This is a genomic window from Zarconia sp. (assembly GCF_057467645.1).
Window position 1 is genome coordinate 1 of sequence record NZ_JBRJXU010000157.1, and the last position, 16,365, is coordinate 16,365.

General features: G+C 51.0%; 8 protein-coding genes and 1 pseudogene. 3 read left to right on the top strand and 6 right to left on the bottom strand.

Annotated features, from left to right (window positions below; translation table 11 throughout):
• Positions 1–1,089 (bottom strand): DUF4347 domain-containing protein (locus AC2215_RS23315; RefSeq protein WP_486812416.1); only part of this gene is annotated, 1,089 nt, incomplete at its 3' end.
• A 378-nt stretch (positions 1,090–1,467) separates the two neighbouring features.
• On the bottom strand, positions 1,468–2,052 hold the full coding sequence (locus AC2215_RS23320; RefSeq protein WP_486812417.1) for a pentapeptide repeat-containing protein: 585 nt from the start codon (positions 2,050–2,052) through the stop codon (positions 1,468–1,470).
• 581 nt (positions 2,053–2,633) lie between these two features.
• Here AC2215_RS23320 and AC2215_RS23325 point away from each other — a divergent pair.
• Positions 2,634–2,708: pseudogene (locus AC2215_RS23325) on the top strand (transposase); the annotation flags it as partial.
• A gap of 244 nt (positions 2,709–2,952) precedes the next feature.
• Here the strand turns inward: AC2215_RS23325 and AC2215_RS23330 are convergent.
• The 3 genes from AC2215_RS23330 to AC2215_RS23340 all read right to left on the bottom strand — a co-directional run bounded on the left by AC2215_RS23330 (position 2,953) and on the right by AC2215_RS23340 (position 9,700).
• Positions 2,953–8,001 carry a hypothetical protein gene (locus AC2215_RS23330; RefSeq protein WP_486812418.1) on the bottom strand — a complete coding sequence of 1,683 codons (5,049 nt, stop codon included), beginning with the start codon at positions 7,999–8,001 and terminating at the stop codon, positions 2,953–2,955.
• Positions 8,002–8,887: 886 nt separating this feature from the next.
• Positions 8,888–9,220, bottom strand: coding sequence for a hypothetical protein (locus tag AC2215_RS23335; protein WP_486812419.1), 333 nt, complete (start codon positions 9,218–9,220; stop codon positions 8,888–8,890).
• A gap of 75 nt (positions 9,221–9,295) precedes the next feature.
• Positions 9,296–9,700: a hypothetical protein gene (locus AC2215_RS23340; RefSeq protein WP_486812420.1), complete on the bottom strand. Its 405-nt coding sequence runs from the start codon at positions 9,698–9,700 to the stop codon at positions 9,296–9,298.
• A 521-nt stretch (positions 9,701–10,221) separates the two neighbouring features.
• Between AC2215_RS23340 and AC2215_RS23345 the strand changes: the two genes are divergently transcribed.
• On the top strand, positions 10,222–11,187 hold the full coding sequence (locus AC2215_RS23345) for an Rpn family recombination-promoting nuclease/putative transposase (protein WP_486812421.1): 966 nt from the start codon (positions 10,222–10,224) through the stop codon (positions 11,185–11,187).
• A gap of 415 nt (positions 11,188–11,602) precedes the next feature.
• Here AC2215_RS23345 and AC2215_RS23350 read toward each other — a convergent pair whose 3' ends face one another.
• Entirely contained in the window at positions 11,603–12,508 is a 906-nt protein-coding gene (locus AC2215_RS23350; protein ID WP_486812422.1) for a DUF1822 family protein, read from the bottom strand.
• 543 nt (positions 12,509–13,051) lie between these two features.
• Here AC2215_RS23350 and AC2215_RS23355 point away from each other — a divergent pair.
• Complete coding sequence (locus AC2215_RS23355) at positions 13,052–15,304, top strand: apiosidase-like domain-containing protein (RefSeq protein ID WP_486812423.1); 2,253 nt, start codon at positions 13,052–13,054, stop codon at positions 15,302–15,304.
• Positions 15,305–16,365 lie beyond the last annotated feature (1,061 nt).

The window sequence follows — 16,365 nt, forward strand, 5'->3', positions numbered from 1 at the left end:
ACCGCCGTCACCGCCTTCGTCTGGAGCGCTGGCGGCACCGCCACCGCCACCACCGCCGCCACCGCCACCTTGACCGAAGTCGCCCCCAGTCCCGTCGTTACCATTTCGCTCGCGACCTCTCCCGAGACCGCCGTCACCCCCCGGCTCGCCGTCGAATCCGCCGCCGGGACCGCCATTCGCGCCGTTGTTCCGATCTCCGCCGCCGCGACCCGCCGTTCCGAGTGCATCTCCCCCTTGAACTTGGTTCCCCGAAAAGGTCACGTTATTGGTGGTTAAGGTGCCGCCGGTCACGAACACCGCACCGCCAGCCCCCAGACCGCCACCGCCACCGCCGTTACCGTCATCCCCTCGGACAAAACCACCGGTCAGCGTCGCATCCACCAAGTTCAGCGTGCCGTTGCCGATCTCGAAGATGCGAGAGCCGTTATTGCCGTTGATGGTAAAGCCCTGACCGTCGATGGTAATGTTGCCAGCATTTACCAAGAGTGCCTGACCCAGATCGATGTCTGCGCCGAGTTCGATTTCATTCGTGCCGAGGTTAATCTGCGTCTGCAAATCCGTTGCGTTCGAGACTTCTACCAGGATGCCGTCGAAGGTTTGCAAGACTTCCAGGTACAGTGCAGAGCGGGCGGTCACTTCTCCGACTTGATACTCCAGTTCCCAATCGCCACGGAGGGCTGCATTCCCGGTCAAATCAGTGGAAGCGGCAACATCGGCTTCGGTTAATTCGGCGATTTGCTGCACGAAGGTTTTACCCGCATCCCCAACGGCCACGTCGCAGCCAAACAGCAAGAGGTCGCCTGTTTCGGAAATGGCTTCGCCCCAACCGCGCACCTGGGCTTCGTATTGGGCGAGCGTCTGGTGATTCAACTCGACATTTCCCAGGAACAAGCTGCCCTCGTTACCGTGTCCGATAATTTGCACGCTGTCGAGATTTTGATGCGTGGCGAGGACTTCGGAAATCCGGGCGACCCCGTCTTCGGTGGGGTCGATGCGGACGACTTGAGTCCCCGGTGTGACTTGAGAGGTGTCGATTTCCATACGGGAATCGACGAACACAACGCTCGAAGAAGAAGTGGGAGAATTCATCTGTAAGTACCCTCAAGGAATTCTAAATTGATTTATCGATACGCGAAGCTTTCGGCGACGAGCCGTCAGCTCCCGTTGCCAGGTAGATACTCCCTCTTTCGATCGCACTCAGCAGTCAGCTTTGGGCGATCGGCTTTGGAAAAAATCTTGCTGAAGCTCGCTTTTCTGTAGCAGTCGCCAGTTAGATTCGGACAATTCTGTAATCTTGCCGGAGTATTCCTGCCTCTCGGGCCCCCGAAGCCCACCTTCACGAGTTTCCGTGCTTGATGTAGCGGTAGCTATAAGTGCTGCGCTATTAAGTTTTCCGATGCCGCCGCATTTTTTTTCGGAAACCGGGTGCGAATGTCGTCAAACGTTACATGGCGATCGCTCGTCGAGTCATTCAAACCATCCACAAGCAGCCTTTTCGATCGCTTGACGAACTTTGTCATCGGGTAGTATCGCCCCAGTTAAGTCTGCCCCCGAAAAATCGGCTCCCGTCCAATCGACTTCCGTCAAGTTCGCCCCGCTCAAATCTGCGCCGGAGAGATTGGCATCGCGCAAATTCGCACCGGAGAGGTTCGCACCGCGTAAATCCGCCCCCGTGAGATTGGCTGTTGTTAAATCCGCACCGATAAACTGAGCGTCTCTTAAATCCGTGCCGCGCAAATCCGCTCGATATAAATCTGCCTCTGTCAAATTCGCCCCTTGCAGGTTGGCTGCCGTCAAGTCCGCTCGGCACAGATTCGCGTTTTGCAGGTTGGCTCCCATCAAGTTCGTTCCTTCCAAGATGGCGATCTCGAGTGTGGCGTGGCTTAGATCGATTTTCATCAAATCTTCCCAACCTAAATATTCGTCCCTGAGATTCTTTTGACTGAAGTCGCGTTCTCCGGCAGCATACCGAGCCAGCAATTCGGGTGCGTCAAGCTTAGATGCTTCAGAAGTGGCACTTTGAGTCCCCAACATCCACGACTGCCATGGCATTTCGAGTCCAGTCCAACGGTGCGAACTTTTCTGGGTCAGATGTGAGGAAGAAGTTAGCAAACTCGAATTGTATTTCATGGCGATACCTCATCCGTCGAACAATGGCGTAACAGCTCCCAAACGTTTTGATGCCGTCAATGCCTCATCTATAACTACCCTAGAGGGCTTCTAGATAAATGTCGTTGCAGAAAATCTCTGGACTTTCACCAGGCGCTCTCTGGAAATGTCAGGGAGAAGAAATATAGCAGGTGTTATATCGGGCGCGGGTATCACCCTGACACCGGGCAATGTTGACGATCGCGCAACCTGTGCCCGCACTAGTCCAAGGCTTGACCGGTAAGTTGTTTGGGGACTTTGGCTACATCTCCAAAAAACAGAGCCAGCAAATGAAAGCAAACCACCAGTTCACAACTGATTACCCCGTTCAAAAAAAACATGAAGAATCGGCTCTTACCACTATGAGATAAGCTATAGCGCTACGCGCTCTTGTTAGGACGTTCAGAAAAATTGCCGATTACCCAGAGGGGAAGACGGAGATGAGAGTGTCTTAACGTATGTGCGTACTGCGATAATGCTTCCGCAGGCGAAGCATTATCGAAACCATCCTCGATCGGTTGAAGAACATTTCTCAGATTAAGCATACCCGTCATCGTAGCCCCGTTATAGCTATAGCCAGGAGTATTAGGACATTCGTGAAGGTGAGCTGGGGGAGAAAAACGATCGTGTAAATTCAGACTGTCCTAACAGTTATGGCTACAGCTATATGCTCTCAAATCCGGACGACGCGAGGGGAGAGTGAATACGATCGCATCTTTGTGTAACCAAAAACTAATGGCTCCTTACCCGAACTGACGTTTTTATAGCTAAGCGACGCGCTTTGCTATATGGCTCGCCACGTGTTCAATGGAGTGTCTCTTGCGCCTGTGGGGGCAATAAAGATAACAGATGTGCCAAGAGTATTCCTCGTATCTGGGAAGACATCCATCCGACGACGGAATCCCAACGCTCTTCAAATCCTTCCCAAAGAAGAATCAGGGTGGAAATGGCTTCGTCGGTCTCGCAATCGGCAAGAATAGGAAGATAGTCGCGAGCAATACTTCGAGCTTCTTCATCTAAGACCGATACATTATTAGGGGATCGGTGAAGATGGGCTGGGGGAGTAGAAGGAGCAGAGGGAGCTGGGAGAGCAGAGGAAGGGGAAAAATGCACGTTCTGTCCCTCTGGTGTCCGAACGGTCGTGGCGACGGCGATAGTCACCCCAGAAGCATCGCTATTGGCAACACTCGAAGAGACATTGTTAGATGATGATGCAGCAGCGGCAGAGGAATCGTCACCGACAACCTCTAGAGCAACTCCACCTAATGATGTCATACTCCTCGAAGGAGAGTTACCTCTCAGGCTGTCCGCTGATTTGTCCGAGACAACAACCCTCGGGCTAGAATCCCGAGATGGAGAAACTTCTCGATTTGGAGAAGGGAACGAGGAATGGGGAATGGGGAGCGAACTTCCCAGTTCGCTACTGCGATCGACTCGATCGCGATTTTCCCTCGATGGTATAACTCCTTCATCGTCAATTCGATTGTTGATTTTAGATTTTGGATTTTCGATTATCTCGTCCTTAAAAGGAGGGGCTTGCAGATTGTTGATTTTAGATTTCGGTACGCTGATTTGAAGATTCGGAAATTTTGGACGCTCTCCTGCTTGAAAGCCAGGGGCTTGTCTATGTGCGGAATCCAAAATCGGCCATCCAAAATCTAAACTTGGTTGGTCTATTTCTCGAAAAATATCCATTTTGTTAAAAGAAGTTTCTATTAAAGAAGTGGATATTTTCAACCACTTTTTCCAACAAAAACCCTCGATCGCCCCGCACAGACGACCGATGGAGTTTTGAGGAACGCCAGTAATACCCTCAATAGCTTTCTGGGTCACTTTTTCACCCATTTCCCGGAGTCGGGCGATCGCTTCTCGAATCAAATGCCATTTGCGCTGCTGTTTGTTCCCCGCTTCCGGACAAATGTCAAAAGCTCGCTCGAGGGTCACTTGAAAGGGTAGGGGATGGGAGCTGACAACGTAGACTGTCAGGGTTTCCTCCAGTCTGAGGTGAGCGCGAAGCCGCTCGGTGGCTTGCTTCATTTCCGAACTCACATCGTCGTCGATATAAGCTTGAAGTCCAGCATCGGCACTGACGGTTCGTTCGACGTAATCGAGCAATCCGGGGGGAATTTCTCCGATAGTTTGTCGTCGGGTGCAGGCTTTGGCCGTACCGGGGATGAGGTGGTCTCGACCGGTGAGGGTGCGGTATTCGTCTTCGAGAGCGCCGATGTTCCGGAAGGTGGTTCCGCAAATGATGAGGGCATCGCAGGCTTTTGCCCTATTGCTGCCTCGGGTATCCCCCAGGAGGGTAAGTCGGGTTTCGCAGCGATCGGGTATTGAGTCCATCTTGCCCTTCCATTCGGCCACGGCTACATTGTCGTGTCGTTCGCTCGCGGCTTTGACTAAAGCTTCAATACGGCGATCGGTTTCCCGGCTGCGTCCGTTAGTGGCCAGTCCGATGTCGGGAATTTGGATAATGGATAGGTTGGGGGTTGGGGCTTTTTTCTGGGCGATAACGAGAATTTCCGACTCGTCAATTCCCAGCATCAAGGCCAGCCGCCACCGACTCATGGTGGCATCTTGGTAAACGTTAAATGACATCGCTGATGCTAAATCTGGGTGGCGGTAGCTGGCAATGGTGACGGTCAGCTGACCTCGGTGAACTCTCAGGGCCCCGGAAGTTAGACGGCTGAGGACTTCGAGGAAGGGAATCGTCCAATTGGTAGGAATGTTGCCCACTGCTTGATGGGCAACGCTGGCTTTTTGTCGGGTATGGGCTTTGAGAAGTCGGTTCGCCCAGCCGATGCCTTTTCGCTCCTGCCAATCTAATTGACTGTAGTCGATCGCATCTTCAGCTTCGAGTCCCAAGTCCCGCTCGGTAAAGATGTTGTAGAGTTCCTCGCTCAACTCCCTAGCGCTGGCTTCTTCAAGGGGGGGTAACATCGATCGCACGTCGCTGTCGTTCCAGCCGTGGTACGGGGGAGCCGGGTCGTTCAACAAGTTATCGAGAGCGGCAACGAAGGGTTGAAGCCGATGCCAAAGTTCGGGAAAATCGACGGCGAGCTCGGCAGCGACTTGATGCAAATCCCAAGCGCTTGCCGAGACCGAACGAGTAGCCTCGAACGTGGTGCCCACTTCATCCCAAAAGGCTCCATCACCGCTGTAGTCGTATTCTCCCGGAACCGGACAAGAATCTGGATGGGCGCGGATTTGAGCGGATTGAAGATCTTGGCGGCGCTGGTGTCGAAAGCCGTATCCGTTACCGCTGCTGTGAGCGCAAGCCCCGTGCAAGTGGCAGGTGGCGCAGATGGGGTTGTCTTTGGCTTCGATATTGGGAAAGTTTTTATCGGCCAAGGCGCGGAAGAGGGAGGTGCGATGGCAGTTCCCCACCGTCTCGGGGGTTTCGCCATACTCGGGCCAAAGGCGATAGGGATTTTTGAGTTCGGTTTGGCGGTGAGGGTCGAGTTTGAAGCCGTTATTGCGGACGGTGAGGTCGGTGTAGTTCGCTTCGAGGGAAGCGGTGGTGGGATTGCGGTGGGTGGGGGAGAGCGCCCAAAGTTTGCGAACGCCGAATCGAGAGGGAGTGACCACTCCCACATCGAAACTTTTGCCCGTTCCACATGCGGAGTTATCTAAAATATGTTTCCAACCTTTGGCAGTGGCTTCGGCAATGACGTTGAGTCGTTGTCCCTTCTCGAATTCTATGGAAGGAGGGGGGGAATCGGAGAGGGGGGGAATCGGAGAGGGGGAGAGGGCTTTTAAGGGTAGGTTTTTAATTTTCGGGTGGATTTGAGCTGCGGTCGGACCCCTAGGGGGCAGCAAGAGGTCGGACCCCGCGTCGGCGAAAGACGCAAGGGAATGCCGACCTAGCAAGGGAACGCCGACCGTTGGGGGAGCTGGGGAGGCTGGGGAAGCAGAGGAAGCGAGTGTATGGAATTTATCAACTTCCTGGTCAGGTGTTCCACTTTCTTCAATATGCCGATCGTTTCCGAGAACATCAGATTGCGATCGAGCCAATGGATTAGACTCATCAATCCTTTTGTGAGATGTCCTACTCCCTACAGCGAGCTGGTTGTTTTCGTTGGTATCAGATGGCAATCGAGCTAGTGGATTAGACCGATCGATTTCCTGGTTAGATTCCTTACCCTCTACAAGGAACTGGTTGCTTGTGTCAGTATCGGGTCGTGCGTCAGGAGGTATGTGGAATTGCTCCATTCCCTCATGAGATGCCCGATTTTCTCCAAGTTCCCGATGGTTTCCGACAACATCAGATTGCGATCGAGCCAGTGGATTAGACCGATCGATTCCTTCGTAAGATGCCCGATTTTCTCCAAGTTCCCGATGGTTTCCGACAACATCAGATTGCGATCGAGCCAGTGGATTAGACTCATCAATTCCCTGGTGAGGTGTCTCACTTGGCGAAGAGTGTGGGGAACGGGGAACGGGGAATGGGGAATTGTTATTTTCTCCCTTGTCTCCAAGTCTCCCTTGAGGAAGGGTGTGGGGTGTAGGGTGTGGGGTGTGGGGGAAGAGGAACCCGCAGTTAGACTCTCTCTCTATCTCCAAGTCTCCCTTGGGGAAGGGGGTCGGGAATGGTTTGTTATTCTTCTCCCCATTGACCTGTTGACCTGTTGACCTGTTGACCTGTCTGGGCGTTCCCTTGTCTTCTTGTCCCCCCGTCTCCCCGTCTCCCCGTCTCCCCGTCTCCCCCTCCCTCCCCTCAACCTCGATCCGTCGGAAGAGTTGCTCGATCGTTTTTAAAGGCTCTTGCCATCCCCAAATAGCATCGTGCCGGAGTTGTTGGTATTGAGCGACGGTGAGGGTGCGAATTTGGGAACCTCGTCCGGCGGCGAGCAACTCGTCGATGTCGGGAACTGTCTTGGAGAAGCCTTGTTCCCAGTAGGCCACCCGCACCGACTTGCCCCAACGCCGCAATAAATTGAGGGTATTGAGGTCGCGGTGGAAGACTTGGCGATTGGCGAGTCCTCCCCCATCGGGATAGAGGAGGATGGGTAATTCTCCGTATTCGTCGCGCGCCCATTTGAGGACTTCCTCGAGCTGTCTGCGGCTAGCCTCAAAGTTGCCTCCAGCAGCACCGATAAAGAGCGTGTCACCACTAAGCACGGCGGAAACGTAAGGCTTCATGATGCCTTCGCACAGACCGAGGTGACGAACTTGACCCTCGGGTTTGACGGTGGTGAGGGGCATTTCGCCGTTGGGCAGTTTGGAGGAATTTTGCGATTTGAGCCAGCGGTACTTTCCCCCCGAGGGGTTGTCGAGGCGAAGCTGCATTCCGAGGATGCGTCCGTAGGGGTCGAATGCCGGACAGAGTAATCCTCGACCGGATATGAAGATGCACTCTGCGTTGCGATCGATACCTGCAAGTCTCGGGGAAATGGGATGGGAGAGTTTTTGCGAGGGTTCGACGGATTTGAATAATCCGGCTTGGATTTGAGCATCGCTCAAACCGCGCTCGCGCAAGTTTTTCCAGTGGTCGCCATCGAGGTCGAGTTGGAGCAGGAGTCCTCGATTCTGAGCCGAGCGCTCGCCGATCGGGAGGGAAAAACTCAGCTCGAATAGCTCTTTCTGGCGCTGTTCTTCGGCACGGCGAGCGCGTTCGGCTCTGATGGCGGCTCGGTCTTTTCCCGTCGAGCCATCGTCGGTAACGTAGATACCCCACAGATGCTGTTTCTTGTCGTCGCCGACGTAACGATAACCGGCGACGGCGGCGTCGTATCCGGCACTCGTCATGCACAGGACGGTGTCGCTATTTCTGAGGGTGCGGCATTTACTGGAGGTATCGTCGCAAATGGGGCAAGGGTTGCCCCGCCCGGTGGGAATAAATGGGGTCGACATTATCCGTTCCCCCTGTTCGTTCTAGGGGCGATCGTTCCCAATCGAGTGAGATGGCCAGAATTTTGAATTCGGTCGGTGGGGGAAGCCCGATGTTGTGTGGGAGTTTCTAAATCCGGGCAACGATCTGGATTCGCCCGATGGAGCAGCTGTCTCCCATCGTGGGATCTGGGTCGAAATTGCATTGAGTTTTCTCCTCAAATTCGCGTTTGTTACTGAATTTGAGGGACTGAATCTCAGGCTGTGTTAATTTTGAACTCTTGCGGCTCCCGATGGATTTGGGGCGTTTTTTGCTTTTCGGTGTGACTTTAAGTGTGGCTCGATCTTGTCTGAGCTTCTTGCACGTTGGGTTTCTAACCCATGTCGAGTTCCAAGTTTCGGTCATCTCAACGGTCGAATTTGTCGGCTCTCGGAGCCAGCAACAAATTTTCTTGACTCGTAAGGTTGATTCCCTTCCTTAAAGTGATACACTCATAAATGAGTTAAAATTAACACAGCAAACCCTGTAAGTCTTTCCAACTCCGATTCAAAATTTCCACGTTTCTCGTCGGTTCGGAAAGTCCCTGGGTTTTGAATAGGCTGATTTCAGCCCTCAAATTCTAGGTCTCCTGGCTTCGGTTAGGAGACTTTGCCATTTGCGGGTTGGGTTTGCTGCTTGGACGACCTCCTGAGTTTGCTAGGGTTTGCGTTTTGACTCGCCTTAATTTACTAGTGGTATATCTATACCGCTAATGTACACGTTCTCCGAGAAATCGATCGTTACAGTTTGTATCGTTACAGTTTGTAACGTCAAGCGTGGAGTCCGTACAGAGCGAGAGCTTTTATCAGAATACACCTAAAAGGCGTGCCTTCGATCGTCACCGCTCCGGCTTCTAGACATTGAAACTGCTTAAAATGGAACGATCGTCGTCGGGGAGCTATTGTGATTTTCCCGGTTGGACTCCCTCGCGAAACTGGGTAGTATTGGGCTAGCTGATGAAGTCGAGTGTCGGCGGACTGCTTCGATTTGAGATTGGAGGGATGCCAACTTTTGCTCGGTTTGGCTCTCGAGTAAATCTCCGAGTTGTTCGTGCAACTGCCGAAGTTTGTCGAGGGAGTCCACTCCAAATTTGAGGGTCAAGGATTGGTTTTCGGCTGCTAGGGTGAGTTGGCCCGACTTGGAGTGGCTGTACACGATCGTATTTGGGGTAATGGTGATTTCAAGGGAATGGTGGAGGTTCATGGTTGATTTAGAAGAAGAGTTGGCGATTGTCAGTTGCCTGGATGGGCAAGTGTGAGCGGACGATAAGAATCTAGGTTAAGCTGCTGTGGGGATGAGATTTGGTAATCGCTCGCGTACAACTGCGATTACCCGAGGGCGATCGCTCTCGAGAGCATTCAAAACCTCTGCCACCATTGCATCTCGGGTTTTCTCGACCCCACTCAATTTTTGTCGAATTTTCAAGGGAGGGCACAAAGTCCGAATTTGTCGTTTGTTCAGGTGAGAAATCAGCTCCAGAAACGGATCGGCACTGGCTAATGTCTTGCATGAATTCGATGGCCTTGGGGTAGAAGAAACTGCAACGATGGTCGAATCAGATGATTGAACATTAGGTTGATAAGTTGTCATTCCCCAAAAGAACTCAAAGACGAGGAAGGAGATGGCGGTGGCGAGAATGATGTCGTAGAGAGTTAGGGTCAATGCTTGGATAAAGTTCATCATGTTGAGATTGAATTTTTCAAGTTCTCCGTGCGATAGCACGACTTTTTAAGTAATAAGTAATAAGTGATATAGCGGTTATCAGTCTGTTGAAGTACAGAGTTTCTGGTAATAGGTAATGGGGAATGGGGGAATAAAATTTAGGTGTACTACACTAGATTAATAACTGCTATAAGTGATGAGTAATATAGTGCTTCTCATACTCATGAGGTACAGAGTTTATGGTTTGAGGGTCGGGGGGAAGAGAGTCGGAAGGAATAGGGAATAGAATTTGGGTGTACCTCCGTCTACTGAGAATCACTATAAGTGATGAGTAATAAGTAATGAGTAATATTAAGTTGGCATGAATACCCATAATATAGAGAAATGCATGTCAATGATATGATTCCCCCTGATGCCCCAGCGAATTGCCCTAGGTATGATGATGCCGTAGCTGCTTAATGCTGGGTATTCAACCCGACTTGATATTATGAGTGGACTGCTAAAATAATAAGTATCTTTGGACAAGAGCTTCAAGTTTTCCCATGGCTTATCCTCTCCAAGAGCGCTACATCAATCTTCTTACAGATTTTGGCTTTAAACGAGTTTTCGGAACCGAACCCAATAAAGCCTTACTTATCGATTTTTTGAATACTCTCCTTCCCGAACACCATCGCATTCGAGATGTGACTTACAAACGAAATGAAAACTTAGGGAATACAACTCTAGACCGAAAAGCGATTTTTGATATCTACTGCGAAGGGGAATCTGGAGAGAAGTTTATCGTCGAAATTCAAAAAGCCAAGCAAAACTTCTTCAATGATAGAAGTGTCTACTACGCGACGTTTCCCATTCAAGAGCAAGCTAAAAAAGGTGATTGGGACTATCGACTGAAAGCTGTGTATACGGTCGGGGTGTTGGATTTCGTATTTGACGACCATAAAAATGAAGAGACCCTCATCCATACCGTGCAGTTGAAGAATCAACACTGCGAGGTATTTTACGAGAAACTGAGGTTCGTCTATATTGAGTTGCCCAAGTTTAGCAAAACCCTGGAGGAGTTAGAGACGCATTTGGACAAGTGGTTGTTTTTGCTCAAGTACTTGCCGGATTTGAGCGATCGCCCTCAACTCTTGCAAGAATCGATCTTCTCTCAACTGTTTGAAGTCGCAGAGATTGCCAACTTCTCACCGCCAGAACGGGAGAACTACGAAAATAGTTTGAAGTATTATCGCGATTTGAATAATGTGGTCGATACGTCCAGGGAGGAGGGTCGAGAGGAGGGTCGAGAGGAGGGACGGATTGAAGGTCGTCAAGAGGAGAGATCGCTACTCCTGAAACGCCAGCAATCTCTTCTCTTTCAGCTTCTTTCTCGTACCCTGGGAGAATTACCGACTCCAATATCGGAAGAAATTACTCGGCTATCGTGGGAACAACTTGAAGGATTGAGTTTGGCATTGTTAGATTTCTCTACACTTGAGGATTTGGAGACTTGGTTGCAGAGTCTTTAGCAAGCATTCAGCACTCAGCTATAAGCGATCTGCTTTTCAAGAAAGCGCGCCCTCGCATTTTTGACTGGGGGAATTGGGAGCCTGTGGCATGGGACCCAGTTGAAATTCCAGCTTTTCAGGTGTGAAACAAGCGATCCGGCTGACGGCTGATAGCTGAATGCTTACACTTATTCCTCTTCTGTCACTCTCCGGAATTCTAACGAATGTCCGTCATTACAGCCAACGATACTCAACGACACTCAACGAATGAATCAGGGTTTGATACCCATTTTTCGGAGAGTGACAGAAGAGGGTTATAGCACTACGCGAATTAGTTAGGACATTTCTAAATCCTGAAACTCTTGCGAGAGTCTACTGTTCCCCGTTCCCCGTTCCCTGTTCCCGCAACGCGAGGCGCTATATTACTCATTACTTATCACTTTTTACTTTCTAATGAGTTTCCCATTTTAAATCGTTCTAAATGACTGAATTCAAGCCAAATGACTTGCACGCTAAACTGTGCGTTGGGCGGGGGCGATAAGCGCACTGACAAACTCGGTTCTCCTCCTTGAGTTTCTTGATAGACCTGCTCCTTTCCTTGAGCGTCGAAAATTTTTAACATCAATTTAGCCGGGAGTTTTTTCGCTAAATCCCGATGGGCAAAGTCGACGAAGACCCAACTTCGTTCGTTCCAAATTGCCCCAATCGTCAGCACCCATTTGTAATCTCCCAAAGTGATGACTTTGGCTCGCTTGAGTCCGGCTTTGGGATGGTCGGGTTGGAGTTTTCCCAAAGAAAAAGCGGCACTCCAGCGAGTAGTCTCATCTTCGAGTTCGAGCAATTCCTCCAAGATTTCGAGGACTTTGTCGTTGAGTTTGGGCACTTCCCCCAACAAAGTGGCTCCCTGACGGCAGATGGGAATCGAATTGGACTCGATTCCCGAGCGAGCTAATCCGACGAGAGCTTCGACTTCTCGGGCTTTCATCGGGGTCGTCCGTCCTCGCGATGCCGAATTGAGGAAAGCTCGTTTGAGGCTCACCCAACCGGGAGAAGCATTGCTTTTCCACAAGCTCAAATCGAGGGCATCATCCGTGGGACGCTGGGCAGATAAATTGGTGATGTAGCGAAAGAAGGCTTCTTCAGGCAAGACGCTCAGCAAACGATTGAAGTTGGGTAAGCTCAGCTCGCTGCTACCGTTGTAGAATCCGGAGTATTTGGGTTGGTTCAATCCCCAGCCTCGTTTCTTTGCCTCAAGAGCGACCCAAGGACCGGTGATTTTCTGGGGAAATTGTTCGTTATACCAATCGATGGCTTCCACCAGGGCTGTGCGGGAATCGATCATCAGGAATTTGGAGTTGGGGGGTTGACATATTCCGATAGTAGCATCATTATACCTTTAGTGAATTTCAGTTCGAGAGAATCTAGAAGTGCGATTTCCCGAACTCTCGGATTAAGGAAGATAAGGGGACAAGGAGAGAAGGGGACAAGGGAGACAAGGGAGACAAGGGGGACAAGGAAGAGAATTAACGCTATTAGCTATGCACTCTCCCCCAGTCTCTTGTGCTCCCTCTGCCTCCTCTGCTTGTCCCCTTGTCCCCGCTTCCCCAGCTTCCCAACGGTCGGCGTTCCCTTACGTAGGCGCGCCGACGCGGGGTCCGACCGCTGCCCACGGTCACTTGTGTCAAACACGCGACTGCATATAGTTGCCCCCCAAATTCCTTTCATTTGTCAGTTACCGTGTCATAGACATCTCGAAGAAACTTGCTCTCGACTCTATTTATTAGGATGAGTCTGCTCGTTTTGATGTGAGTTGTTCTAGCTGTGGTTCTGACGGGGTGCTTTGAAAAGCGAGCCACAATCGATATTTTCTAGCTTAATTGAGGTCATGAGACAAGACATTATCCGCTTGGAAGCGGAACAGTTCGAGCTGTCTAATTACAGCCAGCAAACGAAATCTTTTGCCTCGGGAAACACTCTGATTTCCTTATCGGGCGATTTCGGGACCGCTCATTTCGACTTTACTGGAGAGACGGGTTCTTACGATATTCTCATTGGCTATTACGACGAAAACGACGGACGTTCCACGGTCAATTTTCAAGTGGACGGGCGCTCCATCGATCGATGGAGCTTCGATGCCGATCTGCCTGGAACTCGCGCCAATACCCGTAACTTCGTCGAACGCCGCATTAACAACGTTCAAATCGAAAATGGCGTACGCTTGCAACTGAGTGCTAATAAAGGTGGTGGCGAACGAGCGCGCATCGATTACATCGACTTGGTGCCTCGTGGTGGAGGAAATCGAGCATCGGAACCCGAACCGAATCCAACACCAGAACCCACACCGGAACCCGAACCCAATCCAGTACCCAATCCAGTACCCAATCCAGCACCCGAACCCAGCGAACCCAACCCAACGCCTCCAGGAAACACTCCCACCGTCAAAAAATTTGACATCTTCGAGGAAACCTTTCAAGATAGCAAATCTTACAGCAATCCCTACGCGCAAGTCGAAGCCACCGTCACCCTCACATCCCCCAACGGTCAAACTCGATCCATCCCCCTCTTCTGGGACGGCGGTGACAACTGGCAACTGCGATTTTCCCCCGAGACCACAGGCAACTGGAGTTACTCCGTCACTTCCAACGACCCTGGACTCAACGGAGAATCCGGTCGCTTTAAAGTCGTCAACTCCAATCTCAAAGGCGGTATCCAAGTTAATGACGATGCCCCCTACACCCTCGAATACCAAAACGGAACGCCCTACTACCTCTTTGGGGATACCCAATGGCGCGCCGGTAAAACCGACCCAGGGGAAAATCTCAACCGCAATACTTACTTCCGCTACGTAGACGAACGTGCCAGCCAGGGATTCAACTACATCCACGCCAACTTCGGCAACGGCACCATTACCGGGAGTGCTCCCAACGAAGGCGGTTTCTTGTGGGATGGTTCCCCCGGAAACAAAATTAATCCCGGCTACTTCCAAGAACTCGATCGCCGCATCGAATATACCAACCGCAAAGGCATCACCGTCGGTTATATGCTCGATTGGGCCCAAGGGTGGGACGACTACACCGAAGCTGAACGCCAGCAATACGCCGAATACGTCACTGCCCGTTACAGCGCCTACAACGTCAGTTTCATCGTCGCCGGAGAATTCAACGAAACCCTCAACGACGGTGCCTATCGTCGCATCGGACAAACTATCGATCGAAGCGACCCCCACGACCGGACCATCTCCATCCATCCCGGTGCCAATCGATTTGCCGAACGATTTACTAACGAAAGCTGGATGTCCTTCGGCGACTACCAGCAAAACTACAGCAATCTCCATCAGAGTATCCTCAACGCCCGAGACCATCAAAAGCCCGTTATCAACTCTGAATACGCCTACTACCTGCGGGACAAAAATGGCGATGGGACGGTGGATAAACCCAACAGCAACACTTTAGAAGACATTCGCCACGCGACTTGGGACATTACCATGGCTGGGGGTTACGTTGTCACCGGATTTGGCACCACTTATCTCGGTGGCAAACGAGACCCCGGTACGTTTAACGTCGGTGCGGCTAAAAATAACGACTGGGAAGAGGATGCCCAACACGCCAAAACCTTTTTTACCGATCGCCATTGGTGGGAACTCGAACCGGCCGATAATTTAATTGGTGGCAAAGGAACGACCTACGCCCTGGCGGACAGGGGAGAAGATTACGTCGCCTACGTTCGGGGGAATAGCGGTACGAATACTTTGAAGGTGGAAAATGGCAGCTATACCGTGCAACGATTCGACCCTCGCACTGGACGCTATCAGACCCAAGGGACGCAATCGGGGATGCAGATTACTCTCGACCCTCCTGATAATAAAGACTGGGCGTTTGTCGTGACGCGCAACAATACCCGATCTCGCAGTTTGTCGGCAAGTTCGGATGAGGTGACGGCAACGACTAAGGAGCTTTCTGGGTCAACTTACTTAGACGATATAATCTTGAACAAACAAAGCAGCAATACGTTTATGACTCAGAGCCAACCGAGTGAGGTGGTGGCGAGTTTCGATTCCCTCGAACCCTTTAAACTTGAGGGGGAGCAGGTCGCGGATATCGCTCAAATCGCCTCGGAGTCCAATGTGAGTTTGATTTGAGTTGTCCTGTGAAATTTAAGAACTCGAGTCCAGACTCAACGGAAATAGACGCTATATATAGAATAAAACTCTCAAGTTTACTATTGATATAGCGTATTTTACGAAATGAGTCTGGACTCCAAACCTGATGGTTTGCACCTAGAAACGCCCCGATTTTCGGGGCTTTTTTTGAGGCGATGGGAAGCAACGCTCGCTCATACCCCACGATCCGATCGCCTTTTTCTCGATCGATAATATCAAATCCGGTTGAATTGTTACTGTAAAACTCTGGCTGACTGCCACCCGCAAACTTAGGTTTCTTCTTAGGAAGAAGGACTATCTGTTGCCCACTCTATACAGTAAGTGTATACCCGGATTTAATATAAGACCCGAGATCTTCCGAATCAGTCTGCGAGTGCGTCTGTTAACTCCAGTTATGACTGCCCTGTGGGATTTGCGGTCGCGAACTTGCACTTCCCTATCGAACCCCAACCCTTGAAGATACTTGAACCCAGGTAATGACATGATTCGGGGTTTGCCTTGTGCCAATATCCATTGGTGAAAGGTTAAGGCAGTATTGACTTTGTCAACAGCCGAGTCATCTACCGAAAACCTGGACTTGGGGGGTCTCCCCCCAAACTAAAGGGTGGGGGACTCCACGGCTCCGGAACCGCCACAGCCGACCCGAGTCAAATCGTGGAAACTTATAGCCGAAAAGGAATCTGGCTATTCGAGCCTCTCGACTTGACATCTGGCAAAATTGCTTAACCTTTCACCAATGGCCAATATCGTACAGATAAAGTTTTCGCCGTTCGTCGCCATCAACTCTCTGTCAAACTCCCCGCATCTAAATCCTGGCAATCGTGGGGTTCAACAGTCGCTGAAGACTGACTGACCCATACTGAAAATGTGAGTCGAAATCAACATCTTTAAACCCTTTAGCCTGGATAATTCACCAAACGCGCTCGATCCCGATGGCAAGCGAACCTCACGCAAACAGACTATTTTGCGGGTAAATTGCCAACTTGCTTGTTCAGCGAGGCTTTGAGCTATTTTTGTCGAACCTCATGAATCATCCAGGT

What these genes read in the sequence shown, in the direction of transcription:
- AC2215_RS23320 (WP_486812417.1), bottom strand. Translation starts at nt 2,052, where the DNA reads ATGCCATGGCAGTCGTGGATGTTGGGGACTCAAAGTGCCACTTCTGAA.
- AC2215_RS23330 (WP_486812418.1), bottom strand. Translation starts at nt 8,001, where the DNA reads ATGTCGACCCCATTTATTCCCACCGGGCGGGGCAACCCTTGCCCCATT.
- AC2215_RS23335 (WP_486812419.1), bottom strand. Translation starts at nt 9,220, where the DNA reads ATGAACCTCCACCATTCCCTTGAAATCACCATTACCCCAAATACGATC.
- AC2215_RS23340 (WP_486812420.1), bottom strand. Translation starts at nt 9,700, where the DNA reads ATGATGAACTTTATCCAAGCATTGACCCTAACTCTCTACGACATCATT.
- AC2215_RS23345 (WP_486812421.1), top strand. Translation starts at nt 10,222, where the DNA reads ATGGCTTATCCTCTCCAAGAGCGCTACATCAATCTTCTTACAGATTTT.
- AC2215_RS23350 (WP_486812422.1), bottom strand. Translation starts at nt 12,508, where the DNA reads ATGATCGATTCCCGCACAGCCCTGGTGGAAGCCATCGATTGGTATAAC.
- AC2215_RS23355 (WP_486812423.1), top strand. Translation starts at nt 13,052, where the DNA reads ATGAGACAAGACATTATCCGCTTGGAAGCGGAACAGTTCGAGCTGTCT.